Source organism: Janthinobacterium sp. SUN120, from assembly GCF_030397735.1.
GTDB lineage: Bacteria > Pseudomonadota > Gammaproteobacteria > Burkholderiales > Burkholderiaceae_D > Janthinobacterium > Janthinobacterium kumbetense.
This window is the reverse complement of record NZ_JAPUBW010000005.1, coordinates 93,403-112,355: the sequence shown is the minus strand read 5'-3', so window position 1 is coordinate 112,355 and position 18,953 is coordinate 93,403. Positions and strand designations below refer to the sequence as shown.

Genomic DNA, 18,953 nt, shown 5'->3' with positions numbered 1-18,953 from the left:
TGAGACCGCCCTTTTCATTTCCTCTCTTATAAGTTCCCCTCCCCTTTCTTCCATTAGACCCACATCAATATCAGGGTGTGTCTTCGCGTCTATATTTTTCCAATAGGAATTAAATAACAGCCAACGGGCGACCGGGGAAGCAGCGACGCATGTTCAATTTCCAACGCTCCAGCATCAGCCAGAAGCTGACCATGATCTCGGTACTGTCGTCGGGCTGCGCGCTGCTGCTGGTGTTCGTGGCGTTTGCGCTGACGTCCGTGCTCAGCCACAAAAACGATGAAGGCAAGCAACTGCTGTCGCTGGCGGGCGTGATCGGTGCGGCCGGCGCCGTGCCTTTGCTGGCGGGAAAATCGGCGCAGGGGCAGGCGGAACAGGTGCTGGCGGCCTTGTCCGCGCGCAACGAGGTGGCCCAGGCGGCCCTGTTCGACAAGGGCGGGCGCCTGTTCGCCCTGTACCGCGCGCCGCAGCATGCGGACGGCCTGCCGGCGCCGGAAGACATGGACCCGGCCTTGCTGGCCGACATGGCCGTGCAGCCCGTCACGCAAGGCTCGGGCACGACCCTGGCGCCCGCCATGCGCCTGTACCGCCCCGTCTACCGGCCGGGCGAGCCGCAACAGATCATCGGCGCCGTGCTGATCGAGGCGGACCTGAACCACATGTGGCGCGACATCGGCCGCCACGTGAGCGCCATCGGCGGCGCCACCGTGCTGTCCTTCCTGGTCGCCGTATTCCTCGCGCGGCGCTTCAAGAGCGTGATCGCCGAACCGATCACCAAGCTGATCGATACAGCGCAGAAAGTGTCGAGCAGCCAGACCTACAGCCACCGCATCGCGCACCAGCGCAGCGACGAGCTGGGCGTGCTGATCGACAGTTTCAACGACATGCTGGCGCAGATCGACAGCCGCGACAGCACCCTGGCCAATTACCGCGACCAGCTGGAACGCCAGGTGGGCGTGCGCACGGCGCAGCTGGAAAAGGCCAAGGATGCGGCCGAGGCGGCCAGCCAGGCGAAGAGCGCCTTCCTCGCCACCATGAGCCATGAAATCCGCACGCCGATGAATGGCGTGCTGGGCATGACGGAACTGCTGCTGGCCAGCCCTTTGAGTCCGCAACAGCGCCACTACACGAGCATGGTGCAGCGCTCGGGACAGAATTTGCTGGTGATCATCAACGACATCCTCGACTTTTCCAAGATCGAGGCGGGCAAACTGAGTGTCGAATACATCCGCTTCAATTTCCGCGAATTGCTCGACGATATAGAACACGTGTTCGCGCCGCAGGCGGAAGCGAAAAACATCAGCCTGGAATTCGACATCGCCTACGACATCCCGATCGCCATTTGCGGCGACCCGAACCGTTTGCGCCAGATCATCGTCAACCTGCTGGGCAACGCCATCAAGTTCACGGAAACGGGCAAGGTCACCGTGAAAGTGACCGTGTGCAGCGAAGACGCGCCCAGCGTGGGCTTGCGCTTCGAGGTGCACGACACGGGCATCGGCGTCTCGAACGAGGCGCAGACGCGCATCTTCGAATCGTTTTCGCAGGCGGACGGCTCGACCACGCGCAAGCACGGCGGCACGGGCCTGGGGCTGACGATCTCGAAACAGCTGGTGGAGCTGATGGGCGGCACTATCGGCGTTGATAATGCTTTAACGCAAGGCTCGATCTTCTGGTTCGAAGTAAATTTCGATAAGCGGCGGGTCGACAGCGACGACCCGTCCTTCAACCTGAAAACCACGCGAGGGTTACGCGCCTTGATCGTCGACCACACACCCGCCACGCGCGCCGTGCTGGAGCGGCAACTGGCCAGCTGGCACATCGTCAGCGACAGCGCCGGCACGGCCAGCGATTGCCTGGGCAAGCTGCGCGCGGCCGCCCAGGCGGGCACGCCGTATGCCGTGGCCCTGCTCGACATGGAATTGCCGCGCACCAGCGGCCTGGCCCTGGCCGCCAACATCAAGAGCGACCCGCTGCTGGCCGACCTCAAGCTTTTGCTGCTGAGCACGGAACAGGCGGCGGCCGACCCCGTGCAGCGGCGCGAGGCGGGCGTGGCCTACCAGCTGATCAAGCCGGCCCGCGAATGCGACCTGTTCGACTGCATCGTCACGCCGCCGCGCGCCAGCGACAGCCTGCGCATCCATCCGCCTCACACGGCGCGCCAGGTGGGCCGGCGCCAGCGCCGCCGCGTGCTGCTGGCCGAGGACAATCCCGTCAACGTGGAAGTGGCGCTGGCCATGCTCGACAGCCTGGGCCTCGATGTCGTCTGCGCGCGCAACGGCGAAGAAGCCTTGCAGGCGGCGCAAGCCGAGGATTTCGATCTGATCCTGATGGATTGCCAGATGCCCGTGATGGATGGCTTTGCCGCCACGGCCGAAATCCGCCGCCATGAGCAGCACTGCGGCCACGCGCGCGTGCTGCCCATCGTCGCCATCACGGCCAATGCGCTGCAGGGCGACCGCGAAGCGTGCCTGGCGGCCGGCATGGACGATTACCTGAGCAAACCTTTTACGCAGCAAGACCTGGGCCACACGATCGCCCGCTGGATCACCCTGCCGCGCGCGGCCACCGTGCACCACAGCGAAGCGCAGCAGGAGGCGCCGCCCGAGCCGCCGCCCGTGGCAACGCCGCCGGCGCCTGCATCCCCGGCATCGGCCCCGCCGCTGAACCGGCAGGCGCTGGAAAACATCCGCGCGCTGTCCGGCACGGATGGCGATGCGCTGCTCGAACGGGTCATCCTCGCGTTTACCGGCGAGACGCCGCGCCAGCTGGGCGCCATGCGCGAAGCCATCGCGAAAGCGGATGCGGAAGCGTTGCGCAAGGTGGCGCACAGCCTCAAGTCGGGCAGCGCCAACGTGGGCGCCGACGGCCTGGCGCAGCTGTGCAAGGAAATGGAAAAACTGGGCCGCGCCGGCAGCACCGAGGGCGCGGCTCCCCTTCTGCAGCAAATGCAGCAAGCCTTCCTGGCCGTACGCGAATCGCTGAACGCCATCCTCGTGAAGGAACACTGACATGACAGCGCCCCTCTCCCCTCCCCGCGGCCTGGTGCTGGTGGCCGACGACGATCCCGTGATGCGCTTGCTGATGCGGCAAATGCTCACGCAGGTGGGCCTGGACGTGATCGAGGCCGAGGACGGCGTGCAGGCGCTGGCCAGCTACAAGCACAGCGGGCCGGACCTGGTCATGCTCGACGTCGACATGCCCGCCATGGACGGCTTTGCCGTGTGCCGCGAAATCCGCCACCAGGAAGTGGGCGGCACGGTGCCCATCATCATGGTCACGGGCGGCGACGAGCTGGAAGCCGTCACGCGCGCCTACGAGGTGGGCGCCACCGACTTCATTTCCAAGCCCATCAACTGGCCCATCCTCGGCCACCGCGTGCTGTACGTGCTGCGCGCCAGCGACGCCATCGCCCGCCTGCGCATCGCCGACGCGCACAACCGCGCCGTGCTGGCCGCCATCCCCGACACCTTCTTTCGCCTGAACCGCGAAGGCTTTTATCTCGACTACGAACAGGGCCACGACGCCAGCGCGGGATTTTCCCTCAGCGACTGCGTGGGCAGCCATATCCGCGACGTGCTGCCGCCCGAAATCGCCGCGCGCCTGCTCGACAAGGCGCACGCCGTGCTGGCCACGCAGCATATCGGCTCGGTCGACTACACGCTCACGCACGAAGACAGCACGCGCCATTTCGAGGCGCGCCTGGTGGCGACGGGCGCCGACGAGGTATTGGGCCTGGTGCGCGACATCAGCGAACGCAAGCGCACGGAAGAGCAGATCCGCCGCCTCGCGTATTGCGACAGCCTGACGGGCATCCCCAACCGGCAAGCGTTCCTGGAAACCCTGGAGCGCGAACTGCTGCGCTCGAAAGAGCACGACAAGAAATTCGCCGTGCTGTTCATGGACCTGGACGCCTTCAAGCGCATCAACGACACCCTGGGCCACGACGTGGGCGACCATTTGCTCAAGGTGGTGTCCGAGCGCCTGCGCGAAACCATCCGCCCCAGCGACCTGGTGCTGCGCGCCGAACACGAGTTTGAAACCACCTTCGGCGGCAGCAACCTGGCGCGCCTGGGCGGCGATGAATTCACCATCCTGATTCCCGACCTGGAACGGGTGGAAGACGCGCTCAACGTGGCGCACCGCGTCAAGGAAGCCATGCGCCGGCCCTTCATGATCGAAGGACACGAGATTTTCGTCACGGCCAGCATCGGCATCTCGCTGTATCCGGAAGATGGCGAGGATTGCAACTCGCTATTGAAATATGCGGACACGGCCATGTACCACGCGAAGAACTGCGGCAAGAACAACGCCAAGCTGTACAGCTCTTCGCTGACGATGGAAATCATGAGCCACGTCAAGATGGAAGTGGGGCTGCGCAAGGCCTTGCAAAACAACGAGCTGTACCTGCTGTACCAGCCGCAGATCGACGTGCCCAGCACGCAGATCGTCGGCGTGGAAGCGCTGGTGCGCTGGCGCCATCCCGAACGGGGCATCATCTCGCCCACGGAATTCATCCCGCTGGCCGAAGAGACGGGGTTGATCGTGCCCATCGGCGAATGGGTGCTGCGCACGGCGTGCAACCAGGCCAAGGCGTGGCAAAGCGACGGCGGGCGCGCCATCCGCATGGCCGTCAACCTGTCGGCCAAGCAATTCAAGGATGAAAACCTGATGCAGATCGTGCTGTCGGTCCTGGCCGACACGGGCCTCGATGCGCGCCTGCTGGAGCTGGAATTGACGGAGGGAACGTTGATGGACGATGCGCGCGCCACCATGGTGACACTGGAGCAATTGCGCGGCATCGGCGTGTACCTGTCCATCGACGACTTCGGCACGGGCTATTCGTCCATGAATTATTTGAAACGCTTCGACGTGCGGGCCTTGAAAATCGACAAGAGCTTTATCGCCGGCTTGCCGCAGGATACGGAAAACGCGGCCATCACGCGCGCCATCATCGCCATGGCGCATGGCTTGAAAATGGTGGTGGTGGCCGAGGGCGTGGAAACGGACGAGCAGCTGCTGATGCTGGAAGAATACGGCTGCGACATGGCGCAGGGATATTTTTTAGGCCACCCGTCGCCGCACGACACGATCACGGCCATGCTGGCCAGGCAACGGGGCCAGCTGGCCAGCGTGGAAACTAGAGCACTTCGAAGGCAAGGATTTGCGTGACTTGCTGGGCATTGAAATTATCGTCGGAAATCATCACCAGGCTGCGGCGGCCGTTTTCCAGGCGCGGGCCCCAGCTGATGCCTTCGATATTGTCGACCCGCGGCAAACCGATCTTTTCCAGGTCCAGCAGCAATCGCTTGCGCGCCGGCACATAGCTTGCACCCGCCAGGGCCGGGATGGCCTGGATATCGGTGGCGCCCTGCGTATCCATTTCGTAGATGCGCACGTGATTCGTGTAGATGCCGTCAGCGTGTTCCACGCCGGCCCGCTCCACCACCAGCACCTGGTGATCGTTGACGGCGAGGATTTCCGACACGCCATTGTCCGCTTCCTTCCCTGGCGCAGGCCGCGATGCCACCGGCTCGATCGGATACGCGTACTGGCCCAGCACGGTGCCCGCGCGGTCCAGGCGCGTGATGCGCACCACGGAGCCGTTATCGGGCGTGGCCAGCGGGCCATCCTGGTACAGCGCCGCTTCCATGCCCAGCCACAGGCTCTTGCCATCGCTGGCAAACGACAGCGCTTCAAAGCTCATGTTGTTGCGCGATCCCGTTTCATCCTTCGCCACCTTGAACATGGCGGGCGTGGGCAAGGTGGCCAGGTAGTGGCCGCCGCTATCGGCGTGGCGCACGAACGGGTGCAAACCCACCTTGCGGTTGCCTTCGCTGCCGTACCACAGGCTGCCGTCCTGGGGGTCGACGCGGATGGTTTCGATGTCGGGCACCTGGTCGCCCTGCTCCAGCCTGGCATGGGCCAGGTTCGGATAGCGGCTGCCGTCGGGCTGCGTGAAGAAATGCACGCTGTTGAAGGTCACGCCGGCAAATGCGCGGCTGTCGTAATCGAGCGCGGCGCGGTAGAAGCGGGCCGGATTGATTTCCGAGCGGTCATCGCTTTCCATCACCCAGCTGTTGTTGGCCGCATCGTAATCGATGCCGGACAGGCCGCCCACCGTCGTGCCCTCAAACGGGTATTTCAAGGCGATGCGCTGTTCGCCGATCAGGCGCAAGCCCGCGATCGGTGCGTCGTGGGAGAAGCTGGCGCAAGCGGAGAGAAGAACAGCGGCGGACGCCAGGGCAAGCACGGTGCGCGCGCTGCGGAACAATTGAGGCATGATCGGTATCAAAGGAGTCAGCGGGAGCGTGGCTTACACCACGCCATCGGTCTTGAGCCGCGCGATGGCGGTCGCATCATAGCCGAGCGACGCCAGCACCTCGTCGTTGTGCTGGCCCAGGGTGGGCCCCAGCCACTGCGTCTTGCCCGGCGTGGCGGACAGTTTCGGGCTGATGGCGGGCAATTTCACGGGCGTGCCGTCGGCGAAATGGTGCTGTTCGAACATGTCGCGGGCGAGGAATTGCGGGTCGCTCAGCATGTCGCGCACGGAGTAAATCTTCCCGGCGGGCACGTCGGCCGCCTTCAACACGGCCAGCGCGCTGTCTATCGTGTGCGTGGCGCACCAGGCGCCGATGGCGTCGTCGATTTCCTGCGTGCGCGCCACCCTGCCGTCGTTGCGCGCCAGTTGCGGGTCGCCCGCCATGTCGATGCGGCCCATGGCCAGCATCAGCCGCTTGAAGATGGCGTCGCCGTTGCCCGCGATGACGATGTTTTCGCCGTCGCCCGTCGTGTAGGTATTCGAGGGCACGATGCCGGGCAAGGAACCGCCCGTGCGCTCGCGCACCACGCCCGCCTGGTCGTATTCGGGCACCAGCGACTCCATCAGGTTGAACACGGATTCGTACAGGGCCACGTCGACCATCTGCCCTTCGCCGCCATCCCGGCCACCCGTCACGTCGCGGTGGCGCAAGGCCATCATGGCGCCGATCACGCCGTGCAGGGCCGCCACGGAGTCGCCGATGGACACGCCCACGCGCACGGGCGGACGGTCGGCAAAGCCGGATACATAGCGCAAGCCGCCCATCGATTCGCCGATGGCGCCGAAGCCGGGCAAGTCCTTCATCGGCCCCGTCTGGCCAAAGCCGGACAGGCGCACCATGATGAGGGACGGTTTCTCTTTCTTGAGCTGCTCGTAGCCGAGATCCCACTTTTCCAGCACGCCGGGGCGGTAATTCTCGATGATGATGTCCGCTTCCAGGGCCAGCTGGCGCGCGATGGCGCGGCCCTCGGGCGTTTTCAGGTTCAGCGTTAAACTTTTCTTGTTGCGCGCCTGCACCGACCACCACAGCGAGGTACCGTCTTTCAGCACTCGCCAGGTACGGATGGGGTCGCCGCCATCGGGCGACTCGATCTTGATCACGTCGGCGCCGAATTCGGCCAGCATGCGGGCGCAGAAGGGCCCCGCGATCAGGGTGCCCAGTTCCAGCACTTTAATGCCTTGCAATGGACCAGTGGTCGCGGAGGATGTTGTCATGTTGTGCTCAGGTTGCCCTGCGGTCGAGCATCGCGCGGGCAATCGTGCCCGCGTCGACGTATTCCAGTTCGCCGCCCACGGGCACGCCGCGGGCCAGGCGGCTCACGCGCAAGCCCCGCGCCTTCAGCATTTCGCTGATGTAGTGGGCCGTCGCTTCGCCTTCATTCGTGAAATTGGTGGCCAGCACCACTTCGCCGACCACGCCATCGTTGGCGCGGTTCAGCAATTTTTCCAGGTGGATATCTTTCGGGCCGATGCCATCCAGCGGAGACAATCTCCCCATGAGGACGAAATACAGGCCCTTGTAGGTGAGCGTCTGCTCGATCATCAGCTGGTCGGCGGGCGTTTCCACCACGCACAGCAAGCGCTTGTCGCGCTCTTCGTCGAGACAGGTCTCGCACACTTCGTGTTCGGTAAAGGTGTTGCACAGGCCGCAGTGATGCACGGCATCGACGGCCTGGAACAGGGCGCGCGACAGCATGGCCGCGCCTTCCCTATCGTGCTGCAACAAATGAAATGCCATCCGCTGCGCCGACTTGGGGCCGACGCCGGGCAGGCGCCGCAGCGCCTCGGTCAGGAATTCAAGCGACTTGGACATGGATCAACCTTGCCCCGCGCCATGGATCGAGCGCATGCGGCAGTGCATCAGAATGGCATTTTGAAGCCGGCTGGCAAGTTCATGCCGCCAGTCAAGCCTGCCATTTTTTCCGCGGACGTCGCTTCTGCCTTGCGCACGGCGTCGTTGAAGGCGGCGGCCACCAGGTCTTCCAGCATGTCCTTGTCGTCGGCCAGCAGCGACGGGTCGATGGACACGCGCTTGACGTCGTTCTTGCACGTCATGACGATTTTCACGAGTCCCGCGCCGGACTGGCCTTCCACTTCCACCAGCGCCAGTTGTTCCTGGGCCTTTTTCATGTTGTCTTGCATTGCTTGCGCCTGCTTCATCAGGCCAGCCAGTTGATTTTTCATCATGAGAATGCTCCGTTCAATTCAGTTTGTGAGTGTGTTAATCATCAATGCAGGGTCGGCGCGGCGGAGCCGGCCGGTGCAGGGGTAATCGTTCCCGGCACAACAAAAGCGTCGAATACACGCTTCATGTCGAGCACGAAGGGATCGCTGGCGATGGTCGCTTCCGCTTGCAGCTGGCACGCCTCGCGATGGGCCTGCGCTTCCGCGCTGGCCGTGTACCAGACGGCGCCCAGTTCAGTGTCGACCGCGACCTTGCGGCCGAAGCGTTCGGTGAGCGCGGCCGCCAGTTTTTCCACGTTGGCAGGACTGCGCCACGTGTCGATGGGCACGCGCAGGCGGAACGTGGTGCTGTGGCCATCGTGCAGGCATTCGATCAGCTCGGCCTGCACGGCCAGCTGCTGGGCCACGCCGCGCAGGGGCAGCACGGCGGCGACGGCCGGCCAGTTGCCGTCCCAGTCCAGGCCCGGCACGGGCGTGATCACGTACGGCCCGCTGGGCGCGGCTTGCTTGGCGGCACGCTGCGGCATGACGACGGCCGGCTGCTCGCTGCTTGGCGCGGCGGGCGCCGACACGGCGGCGGACGCGCTGTCGTCGGAAAATTCGGTGACCCACGGCGGCAAGTCGTCATCCGGCTGCGCTGGCGGCGGCGCGGCAGGACGTGCCTGCTGCACGGGCGCCGCAGCGGCCGCCGGTGCTTCCATCACGGCAACTGGGGGCGCATCGTCCCACGGCGCAGGCGCTTTCGCGGCGGCGGGCGGTGGCGCGGCCTGGACGGGTGCGGCCGGGGCTGGCGCCGCGGCGACCGGCTCCGGTGCGGGTGCAGCCGGCTTGGGCGCCGACGATGGAGCCGACGGCGCGCTGCCGGGACGGCCTTTCGAGGCGGCGCGGGCCGCTTCCAGCGCCGCATTGATGGCGGCGCGGGCGGAACTGATCGGGGCGCCCGATGCGGCCGGGGCGGCTGCGGCAGGAGCAGCCGCTGGTGGCGGCGCCGGGGCGGCGACAGGCGCCGGTGCCGGAGCAGCCGCGCGCGGCGGCGGCGCTTCGCTGCGCGCCATGCTGGCGGCAGCGGCGGCCACGACGGCGGGCGGGGTCACGGCGGCATGGCTGGCCACGCTGTTCGTGGCGGCGCGGGCTGCCGGGGCGGATGCGCCAGCGGCGGCGCGCGCGGCCGCGACGGCGGCGGGACGGTTACCCGGCGCGGCCGCTGGTGCGGCGGCCGGCACGCCATCGGCGCCGCCTATGCCGGGCCGAAAGGCCAGCATGCGCAGCAGGGTCATGGTAAAGCCCGCATATTCATCGGGCGCCAGGCCCAGTTCATTGCGGCCATGCACGGCGATCTGGTAAAACAGCTGCACTTCTTCCGCGTCAAACGCGCCAGCCAGACGCACGATATCCGCGTATTCAGGCAAATCCTGCGGCAAGGCGGCCGGCACGGTTTGCGCCAGCGCAATGCGGTGCAATAAAGTGCCCAAATCCTGCAGGGCGCCGTTGTAGGACAGGCTGCGCGAGGCCATCTCGTCGGCCACGGCCAGCAAATCGGCGCCATCCTGCTGCGCCAGCGCGTCGAGCAGGCGCACGAGGTACGATTGGTCGAGCGCGCCCAGCATGCCTTGCACGGCATCTAACGTGACTTCGCCGGCCGCATAGGCGATGGCCTGGTCCGTCAGCGACAGCGCGTCGCGCATGGAACCGTGGGCGCCCTGGGCCAGCAGGCGCAAGGCCGGCTGTTCGAAGGCGATGCCTTCCTGCCCGAGGATATTGTCCAGGTGGCTGATGATGTGGCCGGGCGGCATCTGCTTGAGGTTGAACTGCAGGCAACGCGACAGCACGGTCACGGGTATCTTTTGCGGGTCCGTCGTGGCCAGGATGAACTTGACGTGCTCGGGCGGCTCTTCCAGCGTCTTCAGCATGGAATTGAACGCGTGGTTCGTCAGCATGTGCACCTCATCGATCATATAGACCTTGAAGCGGGCATTGCTTGGCGCATACACGGCTTGCTCCAGCAGCTGCGCCATTTCATCGACGCCGCGGTTCGACGCCGCATCCATCTCTATATAGTCGACAAAGCGTCCCGCGTCGATCGCCGTGCACGCTTCGCACACGCCGCACGGCTGGGCCGTGATGCCGCCCGTGCCATCGGGGCCGATGCAATTGAGCGACTTGGCCAGGATACGCGACAGGGTCGTCTTGCCGACGCCGCGCGTGCCCGTGAACAGGTAGGCGTGATGCAATCGGCCGCTGTGCAAGGCATGCGTGAGCGCGCGCACGACGTGCTCCTGGCCGACGAGCGTCTCGAAATTCTTGGGGCGGTATTTACGGGCGAGGACTTGATAGGACATGCTGAGATTTTACCATGCGATTTTGCGGGTGATCCTGCGCGGCGGGCGCAAGCCTCATGGCCGGGCCATTCAAAATGGCAAACGCGGCAAAGCAGCAATTGTATAACATGGCCAGCTGGAAATATGGAAAACACGGCAAGCCCGGCAATGCTGCGGGTCGGCAAGAAAATGGGGCAGTAAAAGCAAAAAAGCTGCCCATGGCAGCTTGATTGTCGATCCTGATAAAACATTCCCGAAGGAGGCGAGCCTGATCTGCGGCACTCATGGTTAATAGCCGTGGCTGCTTCGTTCCCGACCTGACCAGGTTAGCCATGCCACGATGCGCAGGGGCCCGCCGGGGACAATTATAACCGGTCTGCGGGGAATGGGGAAGTTGAGGCACAAACCGCCCTTCCCCGCAAGCAAGCGGCTGAGCGTCTTACAGCCCCAGCTCTTGCCAGATGCCATCCACTTTCGCCTTCACTTCCGGCGTCATGGCGATCGTCGTGCCCCATTCGCGGGTCGTTTCACCCGGCCATTTATTCGTCGCATCGATGCCCATCTTGCTGCCCAGGCCGCTGACCGGCGAGGCGAAGTCCAGGTAATCGATGGGCGTGTTGTCGACCAGGGTCGTGTCGCGGATGGGGTCGACCCGCGTCGTGATGGCCCAGATGACCTCTTTCCAGTCGCGGATATTCACGTCTTCATCGACCACCACGATGAACTTGGTATACATGAACTGGCGCAGGAAGCTCCACACGCCGAACATCACGCGCTTGGCGTGGCCCGCGTACTGTTTCTTGATCTGCACCACGGCCATGCGGTAGCTGCAGCCTTCGGGCGGCAGATAAAAATCCGTGATTTCGCTGAACTGCTTTTGCAGCAGGGGCACGAACACTTCATTCAGGGCCAGGCCCAGCACGGCCGGCTCGTCCGGCGGTTTGCCTGTATACGTGGAGTGGTAGATCGGGTCGCGGCGCATGGTGATGCGGTCGATGGTAAACACGGGGAAACTGTCCTGCTCATTATAGTAGCCCGTGTGGTCGCCATACGGCCCTTCCAGCGCGTGCTCGTAGCCGCTCGGATGGTTTTCGTCCGGGTAGATATGGCCTTCGAGCACGATTTCGGCGGAAGCGGGCACGCGCAGCTCGCTGCCGATGGCTTTCACCAGCTCCGTGCGGCTGCCGCGCAGCAAGCCGGCGAACTGGTATTCGGACAGGCTGTCCGGCACCGGCGTGACGGCCCCTAATATAGTAGCGGGATCGGCGCCCAGCGCGACGGCGATCGGATACGGCTTGCCCTTGCTCTGGATCGCGTGCTCGCGGAAGTCCAGCGCCCCGCCCCGGTGCGCCAGCCAGCGCATGATGACTTTATTACGCCCCAGCACTTGCTGGCGATAAATGCCCAGGTTTTGCCGCTTCTTGTTCGGGCCCTTGGTGATCACCAGGCCCCACGTGATCAGGGGAGCGACGTCGCCGGGCCAGCAATGCTGGATGGGCAGGCGCGCCAGGTCGACATCGTTGCCTTCCCAGACGATTTCCTGGCACTTCGCGCCGCGCAACTCCTTCGGCGACATGTCCCACACGGATTTCACCAGGGAACCGAGGCCCAGCAAGTCCTTGAAATCCTTCGGCGGCTCCGGTTCCTTCAGCCGCGCCAGCACATGGCCGATCTTGCGCAACTCGCTGACGTCTTCCGCGCCCATGCCCAGCGCCACGCGACGCGTGGTGCCGAACAGATTGCCCAGCACCGGCATGTCGTATCCCGTCGGGTTATTGAACAGCAAGGCCGGTCCGCCTGCGCGCAAGGTGCGGTCGCAAACTTCCGTCATCTCCAAAATCGGTGAAATGGGGGTCGAAATGGGCTTAAGTTCACCCATTTGTTGCAGTTGAGAAATAAAATCTCGCAAATCTGAATATTTCATGTGTTTTTAATTTTTTTTGACGTCGGACGCCGTTGCTGAAGGATCTATGCCAAGTAATTGATTTTATTGGCTTTTGGCACAATGCAAGTCAAAAAGTAAGACATAAAAGTAATAAAGAAACGATTCGTTAGTATTGACTTGATATAAAACGGCTTCTACAATTCGCCCAACTTGAAAGAGCACGCCGGCCCAGAGCTTGATTTTAGCGTTTCTCTTTCATTCACGGAGTCGGGGCTCCACATGACATTTTAAGGAGTGTTTTCAAAAGGCGTCTGCCTTACCCTCGGTAAAAGTTGTATTGCGACTGATCCAATACCAAAAACGGGACCGATCAGCTCAAGCAAGCAATGACGGCGTTTCTCGCACGCATCCATACGCGGCGGAAACGATGATATTTCTGATGCACGGCATTGGCAGTACCCACAACACCGCGAGACCGCGGAGGGACTGCCTGTTGACGCGACATTTCGGGGAACTCTATGACTCATCGTAGCACTGAAGCAGCATTGCCTGCTTCAACCGTGGCTGGCCAGCCAGCGTTGGCGCGTTTGCGCGCCCGCGCACAGGCCATTTCGGCACGTGGCGTTTTGACCACGGCACAACACACACTGACAGTCTTCGGCATTTCCGCCCTGGCACTGATCGCCCTGCTGATGTTCCGCCCTGACCTGGGCAAGCAACTGACGCACAGCCTGTTCCCGCTGCCGATGGCAGAGGCGCAAGCCGTTGAAGCACCGGCCCTGTCCGCACTGATGGAAGCGCCTGCTTCCGTGCAGACGGCCGCCGCCAGCGATACCCCGCTGACCAAGGAAGAAAAAGCCTTGCTGGGCACGCAAAAGCAGCAGCAATGGGTTACCAACTGGCTCTCCAAGCGCTACCGCGTGGCCAACGACGCGACCAATATGCTCGTCTCGACGGCGTACCTGACGGCCCGCGAAATCAAGCTGGACCCGCTGCTGATCCTGGCCGTGATGGCCATCGAATCGGGCTTGAACCCGTTCGCGGAAAGCCCCGTCGGCGCGCAAGGCTTGATGCAAGTCATGTCGAAAGTGCACCACGAGCGCTTCCAGGAAATGGGCGGCGTGCAAGCAGCGCTGAACCCGGTCGCCAATATCCGCGTCGGTTCGCTGATCCTGAAGGATTACGTCACGCGTGGCGGTTCCGTCGAAGCGGGCCTCAAAACCTACGTGGGCGCCGCCAACTTCGCCACCGACTCGGGCTACGGCTCGCGCGTACTGGCCGAATACCGCCGCCTGAAACAAGTGTCGGCCGGCCAGCGCGTGCCGACCACGACGCCGGTGATGGCATCGAACACGCCAGCGCCAGCCAAGGCGCCGGCGGCGGAAAGCGGCATCACCATCAAAGTACTGCCCCACAACGAGATCGCCGGCCTGTGACCCTTTAAAAGCCCTCACAGGGGCATCCAAAAAGCAGCACCCAGTAAAAAAGCCACCGCACGCAAGTGCCGGTGGCTTTTTTATTGCCCTGCGGCACTGGCCGCAGGGACTGCTCTCTATATTACTTGCGCTTGTTGGCGTTGACTTCTTCCTCGCGGAATTTCACTGCCAATTTATCCAGCACGCCGTTCACATACTTGTGGCCATCGATACCGCCAAACGACTTGGCCAGCTCGACCGCTTCGTTGATGACGACGCGGTACGGGATTTCCATGTTGTTCTTCAGCTCGAAAGCGCCGATCAGCAGGATGCCGTGTTCGATGGGCGACAGTTCCGCGATATTGCGGTCGATCAAGGGTGCCATGCTTTCGCGCAGCGCCAGCGAATCCTTGATGGCGCCGTACAGCAACACCGTGAAATGATCGCCATCGGCCTTGTCGAAACCATGCGCGGCGCGAATATTGTTCACGACGGTAGTCGCGTCTTCATTGTTCAGCAGCCACTGGTACAAGCCCTGCAGCGCAAACTCGCGCGCGCGGTGACGCGGCGTGCGGTTTTTGCTGGGATTGGCGAGCAAATTTTTCTCAGTCATGATTGTTACCTGTTCTTAAGTACGTGTTCACTACAAATTCCGGCGAGACACTACGGCGCGCTTTTAGGCAGCGCAGCCGCGGCTCAAGCGTGCGTGAGAAGGATGTCAGGGCAAGGCGCGAGGCCGAAGACAGTACGAAAGTACGGCGAGGCCTTGCAACGCAGCCATGGCATTCTTGTCACACGCGCTTAGTCTTCGTCGGTGTCCTGCAACTCTTCCAGCGCTTGCGCCAGATTGGCCATTTCCACTGCCACGCGTGCCGCTTCTGCTCCCTTGACCAGCATGCGCACTTCCGCTTGCTCGTCGTTTTCGGTCGTCAACACTGCGTTGGCGATGGGGATGCCGTAATCGAGACCGACGCGCGTGATGCCCGCGCCCGATTCGTTCGATACCAGCTCGAAGTGGTAGGTTTCACCGCGAATCACGGCGCCCAGTGCGATCAGGGCGTCGAATTGCTCGGTTTCCGCCATTTTTTGCAGAATCAGTGGGATTTCCAGGGCGCCCGGCACGGTCACGTGCAGGATATCTTCATCGGCCACGCCCAGCTTGCTCAACTCTTCCAGGCATGCCGACAGCAAGCCACCACCGACGATTTCATTGAATCGTGCCTGGACGATACCGACGCGCAAACCTTCGCCGGCAAAATTAGTTTCGTATGCTCCTACGGTCATCATATGCCTCTTTAATCTGGTGGTTCAGGGCGACATGCACATGTCGCCATCGTTTACTCTACATCGACGCCTGACAAAATCGTAGCGAGCGGCAGCGAGTTGTGGTCGAGAAGCGCAACTGTACGAAGGTACAGTGAGCATCACAGGCCGCAAATCGCGACGCGCAGTAGATTTAGTCAGGCGTCCTGGCCTGGGTGGCACTGAAAACCTGTTACTTCCAGGTCGAAACCGACCATCGACGGCATCTTGCGTGGGCTGGCCAGCAATTGCATCTTGCTCACGCCCAGGTCACGCAGGATTTGCGCGCCGATGCCGTAGCTGCGCAAGTCCATGCTGGCGGCGCGGCCTTTCGGCTTGGCTTGCGGCGTATCGAGCGCGGCGAACTGGGCAAACAGCTCGCCCGACGTCTCGCCGCAGTTCAGCAAGACCATCACGCCCCGCTCGGCCTGCTTGATGGCGGCCATCGAGGCGGCCACCGTCCACGAGTGGGTAGTCGCTTCGCTTTCCAGCACGTCCAGCAGGGAAACGGGCTGGTGCACGCGCACCAGCGCTTCCAGGCCCGGTGCCAGGTCGCCATGCACGAGGGCCAGGTGGGCCGATGCGCTCGGTTTGTCGCGGAAGGCGATCAAACGGAATTCGCCATGCGCCGTATGCAGGGTGCGCTCGGCAACGCGCTCGACCAGGGACTCCGTCTGGCTGCGGTAATGGATCAGGTCGGCAATCGTGCCGATTTTCAAGCCATGTTGCTCGGCAAACAACAGCAAGTCCGGCAGGCGCGCCATGGTGCCGTCGTCCTTCATGATTTCGCAAATCACGGACGCGGGCGTCAAGCCGGCCATGGCCGTCAGGTCGCAACCGGCTTCCGTATGGCCTGCGCGCATCAGAACGCCGCCTTTTTGCGCTTTCAGCGGGAAGATATGGCCAGGCTGGACGATATCGCTGGGCTGCGTGCCCTTGGCAACCGCGACCTGGATGGTCTTGGCGCGGTCGGCGGCGGAAATGCCCGTCGTCACGCCTTCGGCCGCTTCGATGGACACGGTAAAATTGGTGCCGTATGCGGTGCCGTTGCGCGATGTCATCATCGACAGGTTCAGCTCGTCGCAACGCTCTTCCGTCAGGGTCAGGCAGACCAGGCCACGCGCATGCGTGATCATGAAATTGATGGCTTCAGGCGTCACGAAATCGGCGGCAAGCACCAGATCGCCTTCATTTTCCCGGTCTTCTTCATCGACCAGTATCACCATGCGGCCGGCGCGCAATTCAGCGACGATCTCTTCGGTGCTGGATATAGACATTGTTCATCCTCGTATGACGCCTGGCAAAACCTGCTGCGCGTCGATTTTGCCAGGCGTTGTTAGTGAAACTAAAAACGAAACTAAAAACTGAAACCGAACTGAAACATCGAGTGCGAATCTTCCGCGAATTTCCGGGAATTTTCTTATAACCTGCTATTTTAAAGGATTTAGCGCTTGCAGACCTGAAATAAGACAGCTTTGCGGCACGGATGCCACCGCCTGCCCCGCAAAGCGCCAATTCCCTGATCCAGCGCACACGGCGGCAGCAAGACGCGCGCCGCCGGCCTTGCAAAGAGCATAAGATCAACCCGTCACCGCCACGGCGCTGACGCCCCATTCACAGCGACACCCCACACAGGAGCGGCACTATGAAAACCAACGGATCGGCCATCTGGTCAGGCGGCATCAAGGATGGCAAGGGCGCCATCAGCACGCGCAGCGGCGCCTTGCAGGAATACCCCTACGGCTTTGCCAGCCGCTTCGAAGGCAAGCCGGGCACGAATCCCGAGGAACTGATCGGCGCCGCCCACGCGGGTTGCTTCACCATGGCCCTGTCGCTGATCCTTGGCGAAGCGGGCCTGACGGCGGAAAAGATGGAAACGACGGCCGAAGTGACCCTCGACAAGGTGGACGACGGCTTTGCCATTACGGCCGTCCATTTGATCCTGAAAGCAAAAATCCCCGGCGCCAGCCAGGCTCAATTCGAGGAATTGACGGCCAAGGCCAAAGCCGGCTGCCCCGTGTCGAAGCTGCTCAAAGCCACTATCACGCTGGACGCTACCCTGCAGCCCTAGATTTTCGGCACGGGCTTGACGGGCTCCACGGCAGCGACGGGCGCCACCAGCGGCAGGCGCGAGTCGCTGGCCGGCAATGGCCGGTTCATCAAGCCGGGATTCATGGCTGCATTGTTCAGGTTATACGCGGCGATGGCCGCCGCCACGGACGGGTCTTGCGAAGACGGCGGCGGCACGGCCATGCCCGCGGCTTGCGCTGCCAGCTCTTGCGCCTGCGCATTTTGCTGGGCCAGCTGGGCTTGCGCCGTCGCCAGGCCCGCATCGGCTTGCCCCTGCGTTGCGCGCGCCAGCGACTGCGCCCGGTCAGATGCCGCCTGGGCCGCCATCTGCGCGTCGCTGGCGGCCAGCTGCGCCCGTACCGCATCGTCCGCCGCCGCTTGCGCCTGCTGCTGCAAACCCTGCTGCCGTACTTGCCCCTGGCGCAGCTCGTCCACGCGCGCAGCGTCCTGCTGCTGCGCCTGCTGATCGGCATTCATGCGTTCGGCATCCAGGCGCTGGGCATCGACGCGCAGGTTGTTCGTGCGCTGCGTCTGCAGCAAGTCCGCGGCATTGTCGGCCTGTTGCGCTGGCGGCTGGGGCCGCAGCTCCTGCAAGTCCAGGTTCAGTTCTTCCGCTTCCAGTTGCTGCTGCAGTTCCAGTTGCCGCTGCGCAATGGCAGCCGTCTGCGGCGGCGCCACGTCGACGGGCTGCTGCGCGGCCTGCGACGCCTGTACGGCGCCGGACGGCAGTGTTTCTCCCGTCAAATCCGCTTCGACACCGGCCGCCAGCGGCGCGCCCTGCTGCCGGGCCAGCACGGCGCCCACTTGCGCCAGCACCTCCGTTCCCTGTTGCAAGGCGTCCAGGGTGGCATTGCTGTCGGCCGCATACGCGGCTTGCAACGTTGCCGCATCGACATCTTCATTGCGCAAGTCGATGCCGATGCGGGCCAGTTGTGCTTGCGTAAGCAAGCTGCCGTCCTGCGCCAGCGCCGTGGCCGCATCCGTCGTGCCGTCGCCCGACAATAAATCGTAGCGCTGCGCCAGGCTGCCCGGCGTGTCGCCAGCCGTCGCCAGCTGGCTGGCGTCGATGCCGCTCGTTTGCAGCTGGGCAAACGATTCCGTCAGTTGCCGCGCCAGCGCCAGCAAGTCGTCATTGACATTCACAGGGGTATTGGCCGCCCTGGCCTCTTCCGTGGCGCCCTGCAAGGCCAGCAGTTGCCGGCGCGACAAGGCCACGCCGGACAGGAACTGGCCCAGCGGGGAGATGTCTACCTGTGTCGAGGAAAGTATTGCAAGGGCCGCCGCCGCGCCGGATGCCGGCACGGGCTGCGCCGGCGCCAGAGGTGCCGTTGCGCCCACGCGGGACGTGGCCGGGATGGTGTTGGGCACGGTTGCGCGCGAAATCGGGTCCATGGCTAGCCTCCACTGCGGAAAGCTTCATAGTATGCGCGTCTGCAAGAAAAGCAACACACGCCTGGCAA

At 63.4% G+C, this 18,953-nt stretch carries 15 protein-coding genes and 1 other RNA gene; 5 read left to right on the top strand and 11 right to left on the bottom strand.

The features are described from left to right. Positions 1-149 precede the first annotated feature (149 nt). Positions 150-3,008 (top strand): response regulator, encoded by a 2,859-nt coding sequence (locus O0879_RS23110; RefSeq protein WP_289918967.1) that lies wholly within the window; start codon positions 150-152, stop codon positions 3,006-3,008. A 1-nt stretch (position 3,009) separates the two neighbouring features. Beyond that, the gene (locus O0879_RS23105) at positions 3,010-5,169 is read left to right on the top strand and encodes an EAL domain-containing protein (protein WP_099664956.1); all 2,160 of its coding nucleotides are present in this window, start codon (positions 3,010-3,012) and stop codon (positions 5,167-5,169) included. Here the strand turns inward: O0879_RS23105 and O0879_RS23100 are convergent. The 5 genes from O0879_RS23100 to O0879_RS23080 are packed head-to-tail and all read right to left on the bottom strand — an operon-like array spanning position 5,138 to position 10,842. Beyond that, entirely contained in the window at positions 5,138-6,280 is a 1,143-nt protein-coding gene (locus O0879_RS23100) for an esterase-like activity of phytase family protein (protein WP_289918965.1), read from the bottom strand. The two genes, O0879_RS23105 and O0879_RS23100, sit on opposite strands and share 32 nt — an antisense overlap. A gap of 33 nt (positions 6,281-6,313) precedes the next feature. Further along, positions 6,314-7,534, bottom strand: a complete 1,221-nt coding sequence (locus O0879_RS23095; RefSeq protein ID WP_289918961.1) for a CaiB/BaiF CoA-transferase family protein — start codon at positions 7,532-7,534, stop codon at positions 6,314-6,316. Between the two features lie 7 nt (positions 7,535-7,541). Further along, on the bottom strand, positions 7,542-8,132 hold the full coding sequence (gene recR / locus O0879_RS23090) for a recombination mediator RecR (protein ID WP_034786598.1): 591 nt from the start codon (positions 8,130-8,132) through the stop codon (positions 7,542-7,544). Between the two features lie 47 nt (positions 8,133-8,179). Further along, entirely contained in the window at positions 8,180-8,506 is a 327-nt protein-coding gene (locus O0879_RS23085) for a YbaB/EbfC family nucleoid-associated protein (RefSeq protein ID WP_034759121.1), read from the bottom strand. Between the two features lie 41 nt (positions 8,507-8,547). Then, on the bottom strand, positions 8,548-10,842 hold the full coding sequence (locus O0879_RS23080; RefSeq protein WP_289918959.1) for a DNA polymerase III subunit gamma/tau: 2,295 nt from the start codon (positions 10,840-10,842) through the stop codon (positions 8,548-8,550). Between the two features lie 56 nt (positions 10,843-10,898). On the opposite strand from O0879_RS23080, the gene O0879_RS23075 reads away from it, so the two are divergent. Further along, positions 10,899-11,051, top strand: a complete 153-nt coding sequence (locus O0879_RS23075; protein ID WP_161789605.1) for a hypothetical protein — start codon at positions 10,899-10,901, stop codon at positions 11,049-11,051. Between the two features lie 28 nt (positions 11,052-11,079). Here the strand turns inward: O0879_RS23075 and ffs are convergent. Continuing rightward, positions 11,080-11,178, bottom strand: an RNA gene (gene ffs, locus O0879_RS23070) — signal recognition particle sRNA small type. 82 nt (positions 11,179-11,260) lie between these two features. Beyond that, positions 11,261-12,745, bottom strand: a complete 1,485-nt coding sequence (gene ubiD, locus O0879_RS23065; protein WP_071650179.1) for a 4-hydroxy-3-polyprenylbenzoate decarboxylase — start codon at positions 12,743-12,745, stop codon at positions 11,261-11,263. A 587-nt stretch (positions 12,746-13,332) separates the two neighbouring features. Here ubiD and O0879_RS23060 point away from each other — a divergent pair. Further along, positions 13,333-14,142 (top strand): lytic transglycosylase domain-containing protein, encoded by an 810-nt coding sequence (locus O0879_RS23060; protein WP_251350887.1) that lies wholly within the window; start codon positions 13,333-13,335, stop codon positions 14,140-14,142. A 121-nt stretch (positions 14,143-14,263) separates the two neighbouring features. Here the strand turns inward: O0879_RS23060 and nusB are convergent, their stop codons facing one another. From nusB to ribBA, 3 genes are all read right to left on the bottom strand, one after another. After that, a complete protein-coding gene (gene nusB / locus O0879_RS23055) occupies positions 14,264-14,734 on the bottom strand; it encodes a transcription antitermination factor NusB (protein ID WP_034759129.1) in 471 nt (156 codons plus the stop codon). 188 nt (positions 14,735-14,922) lie between these two features. Then, positions 14,923-15,405 carry a 6,7-dimethyl-8-ribityllumazine synthase gene (gene ribH / locus O0879_RS23050; protein WP_034759563.1) on the bottom strand — a complete coding sequence of 161 codons (483 nt, stop codon included), beginning with the start codon at positions 15,403-15,405 and terminating at the stop codon, positions 14,923-14,925. Between the two features lie 176 nt (positions 15,406-15,581). Further along, complete coding sequence (ribBA, locus tag O0879_RS23045; protein WP_289918956.1) at positions 15,582-16,700, bottom strand: bifunctional 3,4-dihydroxy-2-butanone-4-phosphate synthase/GTP cyclohydrolase II; 1,119 nt, start codon at positions 16,698-16,700, stop codon at positions 15,582-15,584. Positions 16,701-17,068: 368 nt separating this feature from the next. On the opposite strand from ribBA, the gene O0879_RS23040 reads away from it, so the two are divergent. Next, positions 17,069-17,494: an OsmC family protein gene (locus O0879_RS23040; RefSeq protein ID WP_289918954.1), complete on the top strand. Its 426-nt coding sequence runs from the start codon at positions 17,069-17,071 to the stop codon at positions 17,492-17,494. On the opposite strand, the gene O0879_RS23035 is transcribed toward O0879_RS23040, so the two are convergent. Continuing rightward, entirely contained in the window at positions 17,491-18,885 is a 1,395-nt protein-coding gene (locus O0879_RS23035) for a hypothetical protein (RefSeq protein ID WP_289918951.1), read from the bottom strand. The two genes, O0879_RS23040 and O0879_RS23035, sit on opposite strands and share 4 nt — an antisense overlap. Positions 18,886-18,953: the final 68 nt, after the last annotated feature.